Source organism: Bifidobacterium choerinum, from assembly GCF_002761235.1.
GTDB classification, from domain to species: Bacteria; Actinomycetota; Actinomycetes; order Actinomycetales; family Bifidobacteriaceae; genus Bifidobacterium; species Bifidobacterium choerinum.
This window is the reverse complement of record NZ_CP018044.1, coordinates 926,431-938,797: the sequence shown is the minus strand read 5'-3', so window position 1 is coordinate 938,797 and position 12,367 is coordinate 926,431. Positions and strand designations below refer to the sequence as shown.

Here is a 12,367-nt window from a genome sequence, read left to right as displayed (position 1 = left end):
CGGCGACCTCACAGCGCGACGGCGGCCGTGATGACGGTGCCGAAGAGCACGAAGAGCAGGATGATCGCGAGGATGCTCATCACGAGCGAGACGGCCGAGATGATGATGCCGGCGAGCGCGAAGTCGCCGCCGCGTTCACCGGTCTTCTTCGTCTGCGAATAGCCGATGATGCTCAGGATGAGGCCGATGAGCGAGAAGAAGAACGAGCAGACGAAGCCGGCGATCGACATGGCGTTCCATTTCGACGACGGCGCGGCATAGTACTGCGGCTGCGGCGGCTGGTAGTTCGGGTACTGCGGCGCGCCGCCGCCGGCGTACGGATTGTTCACATATGGGTTGTTCTGGCTCATCATGTCCTCTTTCCCGCGCGTGCGCGCGTGTCCTCGGCGCTCGGGCGGCGCCACGCATCGTCTCTACATTAGATGAGAACGCCGCGTGGTGCACGCGGCGTTCTCATGTCCGTCGACGTCAGTCGATTGTCAGTCGTCCGTCAGTCGTTGTCGAGCAGCGAATCGTAGCCGTCGCTCGTCACGTCGCATTCCGACAGCGGATCATAGGTCTCGTCGAGGATCGTCTTGCCCTTCGAGTTCTCGAGGACGAACTCGACCTTCGCGTCCGTCAGGTCGTACTGGTCCTCGAGCTGCTTGGCGAACTCGCTCATCGGCGAGCACATGATGCCGTCCAGCATCGTCGTGTAGACGCTGGAATACTCGTCGTAGCTCGAATCGGTGATGCGAATCAGGTAGATCAGCGTGTTGCCCTTCGCCGACACGTCGAACTTCATGCCTTCGGTGTCGCCGGAGGATTCCTCGATGGCCTGCTCGAGCTGCTTCTTGACCTGCGGGTTGCGGAAGGCCTGCTCGAGCGTCTTGCCGTCGCGCAGCTCCTGCTCAAGGACGTCGCTGCCGAGGCTGTTGCCGCCGAGCGGCTCGTCCGGGTCGTCGGTGGGCTCGTCGAAGGGATCGTCCGGATCGTCGGTCGACTTCGGCGACGTCGTCATGCTGTGCGTCGAGCTCGAGCTCGGCGACTCCGCCGGCTTGTTGCCGTCGCTCTTGTTGAGCGCGAAGACGGCGAAGACGATGCAGGCGATGAGCAGCACCGCGGCGATGATGCTGACGATGATGATCGGCGTCTTGCTGTTCTTCGGCGGCTGCTGGCCGTTGAACGGCGCATTGCCGTCCGGCGGGATCTGGCCGGGTCCGCCATAGGTGGCGGGCGCCTGCTGCTCGTAGCCGTAGCCGCCCGCCGGCGCATAGCCGTTGGCGTCGGGATAGCCGGCGGCCGGCTGCCGCATCGGCTGCGCGCCGCCATATGGCGTCTGCCGCATCTGGCCGTAGTCGAAGGCCTGCGTCGGCTGCGCCTGCGCGGCGCCGTCGAACTCGGTCGTGCGCGGCTGCTGCGGACCGCCGTACGGGTCCTGATAGGACGGCATCGGCTGCGTCTGGTTCATCTGCGGCGTGGACGGCGTGTAGGCCTGCGTCTCGTCATAGCCGCCATAGGCCGCCGGCGCGCCATAGGGCTGCGTCGGCTCCGGTCCCGCCGAACGCGTGTCCTCGTAGTTGGGATAGCCGGGAGCCTGCGGATAGCCCTCGCCCTGTGGTTGCCCAGCCGGATCATACGGCGCATTGGGGTTGCTCATTATGGTGTCTTCCCTTTCCTGGTCGGCCGGACGGCCGGCGTCGCATGACGCGGCATGGCCGTCCCGTCGCGATGCGGCAGGCATCATCGACGTCGTAGTTCGGCGGCGTTCGGCAATGGCCATGACGAGCACGTTACGTTCACGCGCGCGAATGGCACCAGTGTATCGAAGCGCGACGCGCCGCAGGCGTCCGTTCTGACCTATGAGATATCGCCGGTCCACCCATCGGCCCGACCGGACGTGCACGGCCTGTACGCCGTGGACCGCAGGACGCTTCGCGGGCGTCTTCAGTTACCGGCGTACGAGTAGGCTGAAGACGTTGTAGATCCTGACGTTCCAGCACAGAGGTGACCATGTCCGAACCGACGCCCCAGCACGTAACCACCGACCGCACACGCGTCGCCGTCATATACGGCGGCAAGGCGGACGAGCATTCGATCTCCTGCATCACGGCCGCCACGTTCCTGCGCGCGCTCGACCGGACGAAGTTCGAGCCGGTCCTCATCGGCATCACGAAGGACGGCGCATGGATCACCGACGGCGCCGACCCGCTCGACTGGGACCTCGCGCACGGCCTGCCGCAGGTCGAACGCGTCGAAGGCTCGCGCGACGTCGTCCTCGACATCGGCCAGGGCTCCGACGGCTTCCGCGCGAAGGACGCCGACGGCACGCTCGTCTCGCTCGGCCACATCGACGTCGTCATCCCGGCGCTGCACGGACCCTACGGCGAGGACGGCACGATCCAGGGGCTCTTCGAGATGATGGGCGTCCCCTACGTCGGCTGCGGCGTGCTCGCCTCGGCGGCGTGCATGGACAAGCACTACACAAAGGTGCTGCTGGACGCCGCCGGCATCCCGGTCGCCCCCGGCATCACTATCGACGCGCGGAACTTCGACGCCTCCGACCGTTTCGCCGCCGACGGCGAGGCCTTCCTCGGCCTCGTCCACGAGGCCGGACTCGCCTGGCCGCTGTTCGTCAAGCCGTCGCGCGCCGGCTCGAGCTTCGGTGTCACGAAGGTCGAACGCATCGACGATCCGGAGGCGCTCGCCGCCGCCGTCTACGAGGCGAGCCTGCACGACTGGCGCGTGCTCATCGAGCAGGGCATCGACGCGCGCGAGATCGAATGCGGCGTCATCCGCCCGAAGCCGACCGACGCGGCGCGCGCGAGCCTGCCCGGCGAGGTCGTGCTCGACAAGCGCGAGGACGGCGCCGACCAGTTCTACGATTTCGACAGCAAGTACATGGATGCACAGGCGAGCCACACCGAGATCCCGCCGAAGCTGTCCGACGAGCTGATCGAACGCGTCCGCGACACCGCCGTGCGCGCGTTCAACGCCGTCGACGGCACCGGCCTGAGCCGTGTCGACACCTTCGTGACGGCCGAGGGCGACGTCCTCGTCAACGAGATCAACACCTTCCCCGGCTGCACATCGATCTCGCTGTTCCCGAAGGCGTGGGAGGCCACCGGCATCCCGTTCCCGGACATGGTGACATTGCTCATCGAAGGCGCACTGGGCCGCTGACGGCGCCCGCGGTCGCCACGCGAATACAACGGAGGGCCGTGCACAGCGGATGCTGCGCACGGCCCTCCTGCTTTGTCCGCGTTGTCTACGCTCGATCAGCTGATCATTCGACGGTGATGTCCTTCGGGAACATCTCGGCGATCATCTGATTGAAGGAGATGCCGTCGTCGAGCACACGCGTCACGGCCTTCGCGAGCGGAGTCTCCACATGGTACTTCTCGCCGAGCGCGACGACGGCGGACGCGGTCGCGACGCCTTCGGCGACGCCGTTGCTGGCCTTCGTCGCCTCGTCGACGCTCATGCCCTTGCCGAGGTTGTAGCCGAAGGTGTAGTTGCGCGACAGCGGCGAGCCACAGGTAGCGATGAGGTCGCCGACGCCGGCGAGGCCGTAGAAGGTCTCCGGCAGCGCGCCCGCCTCGGTGCCGACCTCCTTGATCTCGGTCAGGCCGCGCGTCTCGATCATCGCGGCCGTGTTCTCGCCGTAGCCGGCGCCGTGCGACATGCCGACGGCGAGCGCGACGACGTTCTTGAGCGACCCGCACAGTTCGAGGCCGATGACGTCGGCCGTGATGAAGGCCTTGAAGTAGTCGGTCGTGCACATCTTCGCGAACGCGCGCGCGTTGTCGATGTCGGTGCAGCCGACGACGGTCGCGGCTGGTTCGCGTGCGGCGACCTGCTTGCTCAGGTTCGGTCCGGACACGGCGAGGAAGCGGTTGGCCGGCAGGTCGAGCGCCTCTTCGACGACCTGGTCCATGCGCTTGCCGGTGTCCTTCTCGATGCCCTTCATCAGCGAGACGACGAGCGCCTCGTCCGGCAGCAGTCCCTTGAACTCCTCGAGCGCCTTGCGTGCGACCTGCGCGGCGATCGCGACGACGACGACGTCGGCGTGCGCGACCGCTTCGGCGCGGTCGCCGGTCGCCGTCATGTTGTCCGGCAGCTTCTCGACGCTCGGCAGACGCACCGGGTTGCGGCGCTCGGTCCGGATCGCCTTGACGATCTCCGGTTCGATCGCCCACATCGTCACGTCGTTGCCCGCGTCCGCGAGGACCTGTCCGAAGGCCGTTCCCCAGGCGCCCGCGCCCAGAACCGTGATGTTCGCCATATCGTGCTCCTTCCGCCGCGCATGCGCGCCGGCATCTGTGATCGGTGACGGGGCCGGGCATCGATGGCACGGCCCCGCGGATTCGTCTGCTCTCTATTGTTGCCGCTGTCGCGCCGGCATGTTCGATTTCGCTCTTGGCGCGTTATTCGGCGGCCGGCGCGTCGCCGTCCTTGGCGAGCGCACGCTCGTCGACGAGATGCGGATCGGTGAAGGGAGCGACTTCGGGCACCTCCTTCATGATGCGGTAGTCGAAGAACTCATCCGGCGCGTCGACGCCGCGGATGTTCGCCATGACCTCCTTCATGCGCACGCGCACGCGGCGCGCGAGCTCGTTGGCGAGTTCGGCCGGCGGCTCGTCGCCCCACTGGTCGGCGTGGGCGAGCAGGTCGGCGTAGTCGAGGCGCGTGTCGTAGCACATGACGACGTTCTTGCGCGGCCACGGCCACCAGTGGTTGATGCTCGCGGCACCCCAGGTCACGGCGCAGAACAGCGGGATCTGATGGCCGACACGGCGCGAGGCCTCGAGCGCGATGAAGCCGATGCCGTTCTTCATGCTCATCGGCCATTTCTTCGGGTCGCGCGTGACGGTGCCCTCCGGCCAGATCGTCAGCGCGTGGCCGGAGGTGAGGATGTTGATCGACTCCTCCTCGATCTGACGCGCCTTGCCGCTGCGGCGCGGCACCGGCTGCATGCCGACGGCGCGGAACCATTTGCCGATGATCGGCCACTTGCCCATCTCGGCCTTCGCCATGTAGCGGGGGCGCCGCCCCATCTGGAACATCGCGACCATCGGCACGAAGACGTCGAACTGCGTCACATGCGTGGCTGCCGTGATGTAGGAGCCTTCGACCGGCACGTTGTCCAATCCCCATGCGCGCACCTTGCAGCTCGCGCGCAGCACCTTCGCCGCGCCTTCAACGAGACGGTGCGTGGTCTTCGGGTTGAGTTCGTCGATCTCCTTCTGGTTCGGGCGGATGCGACCGGCCGGGAACGGCCGTGTCGGATCGACGAGATCGTATTCGGCCGCGAGTCGGGCGACCTGTTTGTTGCTCAGCGGTTCGACGGCCGAGCGCGGTGAAGGTTTGCCTTTGGATGCCATGCCCCCATTGTGCCCCGAGAACCGTACTTAACCGGCGCGGCTCTCCCAGCGTCCCGCACAGCGCACACATACGCACCCCGAGTCACCAAACCGCCCCCCAGCGTCCCGCACAGCGCACACATACGCAGAACCGGCCGGCTGGGACGAAACTAGCCGGCCGGCATGCGGTACAAGTATGTGATCGTGGGCCGAAGCCCTCGCGATCAGTCGATCTGCGCGCCGAGCGCGGTGAGCTTGCCGCGGAAGTCCGCGTAGCCACGGTCGATGAGGCTGATGCCGCGCACGTCGGAGGGGCCCTTCGCCGTGAGCGCCGCGATCAGATGGCTGAATCCGCCGCGCAGATCCGGCACGTCGATGTCGCGCCCCTCGAGCGGCGTCGGCCCGAAGATGACGGCCGAATGCTTGTAGTTGCGCTGCTGGAAACGGCACGGCAGCGAGCCGAGGCATTCGCGGTACAGCTGGATCGTCGCGCCCATCTGCACGAGCGGCTTCGTGAAGCCGAAACGGTTCTCGTAGACGGTCTCATGCACGATGCTCAGACCGTTGGCCTGCGTCAGCGCCACGACGAGCGGCTGCTGCCAGTCGGTCATGAAGCCGGGGTGCACGTCGGTCTCGATCGCGACCGGCTTGAGGTCGCCGCCCGGATGCCAGAAGCGGATGCCGCGGTCGGTGATGTCGAACTCGCCGCCGATCTTGCGGAACACGTTGAGGAAGGTCATCATCTCCGGCTGCGTCGCGCCCTTGACGAAGATGTCGCCATGCGTCGCGAGCGCCGCCGAGGCCCAGCTCGCCGCCTCGATGCGGTCGGTGAGCGCCGTGTGCGTGTAGCCCTTGAGCTCCTTGACGCCTTCGATGCGGAACGTGCGGTCGACGTCCACCGAGATGATCGCGCCCATTTTCTGCAGCACGGCCACGAGATCCATGATCTCCGGCTCGGTCGCCGCGCCGGACAGTTCGGTCTTGCCGTCCGCGAGCACGGCGGCGAGCAGCGTCTGCTCGGTCGCGCCGACCGACGGGTACGGCAGATGGATCTTCGCGCCGTGCAGGCCGTTCGGCGCCGTGATGTGGATGCCGTCCTTGTGCTCCTTGTCCACGTCGGCGCCGAGCTTGCGCAGCGTCTCGAGATGGAAATCGATCGGGCGTCCGCCGATGTTGCAGCCGCCGAGCGCCGGGATGAAGGCCTCGCCGAGGCGGTGCAGCAGCGGGCCGGAGAACAGGATCGGGATGCGGCTCGAACCGGAGAGCGTGTCGACGTCGGCGACGTCGGCGAGCTGCACGTTCGTCGCGTCGATCGTCACGACGCCCTCGGATCCGTCAACGTCCACGTTCACGCCGTGCAGGCGCAGCAGGTCGGAGACGACGTGCACGTCGCGGATCTCCGGCACGTTCTTGAGCACGCTCGTGCCCGGCGCGAGCAGCGCGGCGACCATCGCCTTGCTGACGAAGTTCTTGGCTCCGCGGACCTTGATCGTTCCGTTGAGCGGTTTGCCGCCAACGACGTGCAGCACGTCATCAGTATGTTCGGCCACGTCTACCTCTTTCGTGTCTTGTCGCTGCTGCGGGAGGTGCAACGCGGCGTCTCCCGAGTAAGTTCATTCGTCTTTCTGTATATCTACCTGCGCGTCGCCGTTTTTATTTCCGCGGCCGTCCGCGCCGTCACCCATCAGCCTTTCATTGTGCCATAAGGCATGTAAGTCGCCGGGGCCTCGCGTGCGGCGCGCGTGACGCCCGCGCTCGGCGTTGCGCGCAAAACCGCGTCGCGGCCGTCGCGGCGCACCTATCATCGGAAGACAGCGACCGGCCGCCCGCCACGCGAGGCGCATCGGACGGCCATGTCACGACCATCGAAGGAGACTTTCATGACCACTGTCGCAATCATCGGCTGCACGCACGCGGGCACCTTCGCCGCGACGTCGATCCTGCACGCGCACCCGGACTGGGATGTGCAGGTCTTCGAACGCAACGCCACCGTGTCGTTCCTCTCGTGCGGCATCGCGCTGTGGGTCGGCGACCATGTGTCCGATCCGAAGAAGATGTTCTACTCGTCGCCCGCGCAGCTCGAGGCGGCCGGCGCGACGATGCACATGCGCACCGACGTCACCGACGTGCACGTCGCCGAGAAGACGCTCGAGTACCGCGATCTCGAGACCGGCGACACGGCGACGCTGCCGTTCGACAAGCTCGTCGTGACGACCGGCTCGCGCCCGGTCGTGCCGTCGATCCCGGGCATCGATTCGAAGCGCGTGCAGCTGTGCAAGAACTGGGACGACGCGGTCGAGCTCAAGGAGCGTTCGACGGACGCGAAATCGGTCGTCGTCGTCGGCGCCGGCTACATCGGCGCCGAACTCGCCGAGCAGTTCAGCGACGTCGGCGTCGAGACGACGCTCGTTGACGCCGCCGACCGCGTGCTCGCCAACAACTTCGACAAGCCGATCACCGATCAGGTGGAGGAACGCTACCGTGCGCACGGCGTGACGCTCGCGCTCGGCGAGAAGGTCGTCGCCTTCCGCGACGACGAGGACGACACGGTCACCGTCGTCACCGACCAAGGCGAATACACGGCGCAGTTCGCCGTGCTCGCGATCGGCTTCCTGCCGAACACCGACCTCGTGCGCGGACAGCTCGACATGATGGACAACGGCGCGATCATCACGAACGACTACATGCAGTCGTCGGTGCCGTACGTGTATGCGGCCGGCGACAGCGCGACCATCCTGTACAACCCGACCGGTGCGCACGACTACATCCCGCTCGCGACGAACGCCGTGCGCCAGGGCATGCTCGTCGGCGCGAACATCGAACGGCCGACGCGCAAGTACATGGGCACGCAGGCGACGAGCGCCGTGCAGCTCTACGACCTGTCGCTCTCCGCGTCCGGCCTGACGCAGGGCGACGCCGACCGCCGCGGCATGGACATCCGTTCGACAGAACTCGTCGAGGACTACCGCCCCGCCTTCATGACGACGACGGCCCCGGTCACGTCGATCCTGACCTGGGATCCGAGCACGCGGCTCGTCAAGGGCGCGCAGTTCTGCTCGTCGGTCGACGTCTCCGGCGCCGCGAACGCCGTGTCGGTGGCGATCCAGGCGAGGTTCACGATCGACATGCTCGCCAACGTCGACTTCCTGTTCCAGCCGAACTTCGACCAGCCGATCTACTACGTCGGCGCCATCGCGGCGAAGGCCGTCGCCGAGCAGGACGACTGACGGGCGCCATCGTCGTCGGATATGCGAAGCCGGCGGCCGTATCCGTCGTGCGGATGCACGGGACACGGCCGCCGGCTTCGCATATCCGACGAGTCATGTACGGGCGGTCAGTCGCCGCCGAGGTCGAAGGCGGCCTCCTCGTCCTCCTTCGAATACGTGCGGAAGGCCATCAGCGTCTGCGTGGCGGCGACGCCGTCCACCTTCGCGATGCCTTCGGGGATGATCTGCGCGAGGTTCTCGAAACGGTCGGCGGAGACGACGGCCACGAGGTCGACATCGCCGGCCACCGAGTAGACGTCGCGCACACCGTCGAGTTCGACGATGCGCTTCGCGGCATCGCCGACCATATCGCTGTCCGTCGTGATCAACACAATCGCATCCGCCATCGCTGCTCCTTCACTTGGTGACGACTTCGTTCGCGGGCGCGGCCAGCGCTGCCCGCCGCGCCCATTATACGTTCGTCTCAGCGTACGCCGATCGGGCCGCTCCAATCGTCGGTCTGCGGCTCGCGCGCCGATTCGATCGGCTGCTCCGGCTCGTGCAGCGCCGGGATCGTCTTCGGCTTGAACGGGAAGCGCTCGGCGCGCATCGCCTCGTAGGCGGCGATGTCGTTCTCGTGCTGCAGCGTCAGGTCGATGTCGTCGTAGCCGTTCATCAGACGCCAGCGCACGTAGTCGCTGACCTCGAAGGGCAGCACGACGTCGCCGCAGGTCACGGTGCGCGTCTCGAGGTCGACGGTCATCTGACGGCCTGGCTCCTCCTCGAGCAGCTTCCACAGCAGCTCGACGCTCTCCTGCGGCATGATCGCCGCGAGGACGCCGTTCTTCGCCGTGTTGCCGTAGAAGATGTCGGCGAAGCGCGACGCGATGACGACGCGGAATCCGTAGTCATGCAGCGCCCAGACGGCGTGCTCGCGCGACGAGCCGATGCCGAAGTCGGGGCCCGCCACGAGGATCTGGCCGTCGGCGTATTCCGGCTTGTTGAGCACGAAGTCGGGGTCGCGGCGCCACGCGTAGAACAGCGCGTCGTCGAATCCTGTGCGCGTCACGCGCTTGAGGAATACGGCCGGGATGATCTGGTCGGTGTCGACGTTCGAACGGCGCAGCGGGACGCCGGTTCCGGTCAATGTCGTGAGTTTTTCCATCGTTAACGTCCTTTTCTGGAATGCTTTACAGGTCGGCGGGCGTCGAGATCGTGCCGCGGATCGCCGTCGCGGCGGCCACGGCCGGCGACGCGAGATGCGTGCGCGAGCCCTTGCCCTGACGGCCCTCGAAGTTGCGGTTGGACGTGGAGATCGAACGTTCGCCGACGACGAGCTTGTCCGGGTTCATGCCGAGGCACATCGAGCAGCCGGCGTTGCGCCATTCGGCGCCGAAGTCCTTGAAGATCTGGTCGAGGCCCTCCTCCTCCGCCTGCAGGCGGATGCGCGAGGACGCCGGCACGACGAGCACGCGGTGGATCGAATCGGCCTTCTTGTGGCCCTTCATGATCTCGGCGGCGATGCGCAGGTCCTCGATGCGGCCGTTCGTGCACGAGCCGATGAACACCGTGTCCACCGGGATGTCGCGGATCGGCGTGCCCGCCTCGAGGCCCATGTAGTCGAGCGCGCGCTCGGCGGCGGCGCGTTCGGTCGCGTCGGCGAAGTCCTCGGGCGCCGGGACGCTGCCGGAGATCGGCACGCCCTGGCCGGGGTTCGTGCCCCAGGTGACGAAGGGCTCGAGGTCCTCGGCGCGCAGCGTGACCTCGGCGTCGAACTGCGCGTCGTCGTCGGTCTTCAGCGTCTTCCAGTACTCGACCGCCTGGTCCCACAGCTCGCCCTTCGGCGCATGCGGACGGTCCTTGAGATACGCGAAGGTCGTCTCGTCGGGGGCGATCATGCCGGCACGCGCGCCCGCCTCGATGCTCATGTTGCAGATCGTCATGCGCGCGTCCATCGACAGGTTCTCGATGGCCTTGCCGCGGTATTCGAGCACGTAACCCTGGCCGCCGCCGGTGCCGATCTTCGCGATGATCGCGAGGATGATGTCCTTCGCGCTGACGTCCGCCGGCAGATCGCCGTCGATGTTGATCGCCATCGTCTTGAACGGCTTGAGGCTGAGTGTCTGCGTCGCCATCACATGCTCGACCTCGGAGGTGCCGATGCCGAAGGCGAGCGCGCCGAACGCGCCGTGCGTCGAGGTGTGCGAGTCGCCGCACACGATCGTCATGCCCGGCTGCGTCAGGCCGAGCATCGGCGCGAACGCGTGGACGATGCCCTGGTCGGCGTCGCCGAGCGGGTGCAGACGTACGCCGAACTCCTTGCAGTTCTTCTCGAGCGTCGTCAGCTGCGTCGCGCTCGTCTCGTCCGGGTTCGGCCGGTCGATGTCGACGGTGGGCGTGTTGTGGTCCTCAGTCGCGATGAGCTGGTCGACGTGGCGCGGGGTGCGGCCGGCGAGGCGCAGCCCCTCGAAGGCCTGCGGGCTCGTCACCTCGTGCATGAGCATCAGGTCGATGTACAGCAGGTCGGGGGCGCCGTCGTCGCCCTTGCGTACCAAATGATCAGCCCAGACCTTTTCGGCCAGTGTCATTCCCATGCTCGGTCTTCCTCCTACAAAAAATGGTCGCGTCTGTCAATCCGTCCAGCAGCGCGGTTCACATGTCCGTTCAGCTTATGAGTTCATCTTTCAAGACATCGTGCGCACGTCACTATATGAGATAGGGAGGTTTGGTAAACAGGTTAAGACGGCGAGAATCGTTGCAATTCCAGCATTCTGCGAGCATTTCGCACCGGCGTCCGCCCGCTGCGCGAAAGGCTCCACCCCTCGATTTTGCGTTTCATTATGTGAGATGGCATAATGTCGGCATGACTTCAAATACGCTATCCGCAAAACCCGAGCAGCAGCTCGATGAGGCCGCGACAGAATCCGTCGACGCCGCCATGCCCACATCCGAAACCGGGGCGACCGCCTCCGATGCCGCTGCGGCCGAGGCGCCGCACCACGACCTGCACACGTCGATGACGAACGGTCCGATCGCGCAGGACCATGAGATCCATTCCGGCGTCGGCGTGCTCGACAAGACCGTCAAGATCCTCGATGCGCTCGAGTCCGGCCCCGCCACGCTCGGACAGCTCGTCAGCCAGACGAAGCTTGCGCGTCCGACCGCGCACCGTCTGGCGATCGCGCTCGAACGGCACCACTTCGTGCTGCGCGACCAGCACGGCCGCTTCGTGCTCGGCTCGCGCTTCGCCGAGCTCGCCGCCGCCGCCGGCGAGGACCGTCTGCTCACGGCCGCCGGACCGATCCTGCAGACGCTGCTCGACCGCACCGGCGAATCGGCGCAGATCTACCGCCGTCAGGGCGAACAGCGCGTCTGCATCGCCGCCGTCGAACGTGCGAGCGGACTGCGTGATTCGATCCCGGTCGGCGCGATGCTGTCGATGGAGGCGGGCTCCGCCGCGCAGATCCTGCTCGCCTGGGAGGATTCCGACTGCCTGCGTCAGGGCCTGCGACACGCCCGCTTCTCGGCGGCGAAGCTCGCCGCCGTCCGCAAGCGCGGCTGGGCCGAGTCGATCAACGAACGCGATGAGGGCGTCTGCTCGATCTCGGCGCCGATCCGCAACGCCTCCGGTCAGGTCATCGCCGCGATCTCGATCTCCGGCCCGAGCGGCCGCATGGGATCGAACCCGGGCCACCGCTTCGCCCCGCTCGTCATGGGCGCCGGCAAGTATCTGACCGACGCGCTGATCAAGGCGAGCATCAGCCGCTGACGCTTCCGCCGGCCACAGGCCGTGCACCACGGACAGCGTCAAAGCCATGC

At 66.8% G+C, this 12,367-nt stretch carries 11 protein-coding genes; 3 read left to right on the top strand and 8 right to left on the bottom strand.

Annotation, left to right across the window (positions count from 1 at the left end; genetic code table 11):
- Window positions 1–8: 8 nt before the first annotated feature.
- Together BcFMB_RS03635 and BcFMB_RS03630 are read right to left on the bottom strand one after the other, a co-directional pair.
- Entirely contained in the window at window positions 9–350 is a 342-nt protein-coding gene (locus BcFMB_RS03635) for a DUF4190 domain-containing protein (RefSeq protein WP_157775071.1), read from the bottom strand.
- Between the two features lie 140 nt (window positions 351–490).
- Window positions 491–1,639: a DUF4854 domain-containing protein gene (locus tag BcFMB_RS03630; RefSeq protein ID WP_157775069.1), complete on the bottom strand. Its 1,149-nt coding sequence runs from the start codon at window positions 1,637–1,639 to the stop codon at window positions 491–493.
- A 353-nt stretch (window positions 1,640–1,992) separates the two neighbouring features.
- Between BcFMB_RS03630 and BcFMB_RS03625 the strand changes: the two genes are divergently transcribed.
- Window positions 1,993–3,162, top strand: a complete 1,170-nt coding sequence (locus BcFMB_RS03625) for a D-alanine--D-alanine ligase family protein (RefSeq protein WP_024541627.1) — start codon at window positions 1,993–1,995, stop codon at window positions 3,160–3,162.
- 103 nt (window positions 3,163–3,265) lie between these two features.
- Here BcFMB_RS03625 and BcFMB_RS03620 read toward each other — a convergent pair whose 3' ends face one another.
- The 3 genes from BcFMB_RS03620 to murA form a co-directional block, all read right to left on the bottom strand.
- Entirely contained in the window at window positions 3,266–4,264 is a 999-nt protein-coding gene (locus tag BcFMB_RS03620; protein ID WP_024541628.1) for an NAD(P)H-dependent glycerol-3-phosphate dehydrogenase, read from the bottom strand.
- 142 nt (window positions 4,265–4,406) lie between these two features.
- The gene (locus BcFMB_RS03615; RefSeq protein WP_099721081.1) at window positions 4,407–5,363 is read right to left on the bottom strand and encodes a lysophospholipid acyltransferase family protein; all 957 of its coding nucleotides are present in this window, start codon (window positions 5,361–5,363) and stop codon (window positions 4,407–4,409) included.
- A gap of 203 nt (window positions 5,364–5,566) precedes the next feature.
- Window positions 5,567–6,892, bottom strand: a complete 1,326-nt coding sequence (gene murA, locus BcFMB_RS03610) for a UDP-N-acetylglucosamine 1-carboxyvinyltransferase (RefSeq protein WP_024541630.1) — start codon at window positions 6,890–6,892, stop codon at window positions 5,567–5,569.
- Between the two features lie 330 nt (window positions 6,893–7,222).
- On the opposite strand from murA, the gene BcFMB_RS03605 reads away from it, so the two are divergent.
- A complete protein-coding gene (locus BcFMB_RS03605; protein WP_099721080.1) occupies window positions 7,223–8,569 on the top strand; it encodes an NAD(P)/FAD-dependent oxidoreductase in 1,347 nt (448 codons plus the stop codon).
- A 107-nt stretch (window positions 8,570–8,676) separates the two neighbouring features.
- Here the strand turns inward: BcFMB_RS03605 and BcFMB_RS03600 are convergent, their stop codons facing one another.
- From BcFMB_RS03600 to leuC, 3 genes are all read right to left on the bottom strand, one after another.
- On the bottom strand, window positions 8,677–8,955 hold the full coding sequence (locus BcFMB_RS03600; RefSeq protein ID WP_024541632.1) for an Lrp/AsnC ligand binding domain-containing protein: 279 nt from the start codon (window positions 8,953–8,955) through the stop codon (window positions 8,677–8,679).
- Window positions 8,956–9,032: 77 nt separating this feature from the next.
- Entirely contained in the window at window positions 9,033–9,713 is a 681-nt protein-coding gene (leuD, locus tag BcFMB_RS03595; RefSeq protein ID WP_099721079.1) for a 3-isopropylmalate dehydratase small subunit, read from the bottom strand.
- A gap of 25 nt (window positions 9,714–9,738) precedes the next feature.
- On the bottom strand, window positions 9,739–11,142 hold the full coding sequence (gene leuC / locus BcFMB_RS03590; protein ID WP_099721078.1) for a 3-isopropylmalate dehydratase large subunit: 1,404 nt from the start codon (window positions 11,140–11,142) through the stop codon (window positions 9,739–9,741).
- A 422-nt stretch (window positions 11,143–11,564) separates the two neighbouring features.
- Between leuC and BcFMB_RS03585 the strand changes: the two genes are divergently transcribed.
- On the top strand, window positions 11,565–12,317 hold the full coding sequence (locus BcFMB_RS03585) for an IclR family transcriptional regulator (protein WP_099721715.1): 753 nt from the start codon (window positions 11,565–11,567) through the stop codon (window positions 12,315–12,317).
- Window positions 12,318–12,367 lie beyond the last annotated feature (50 nt).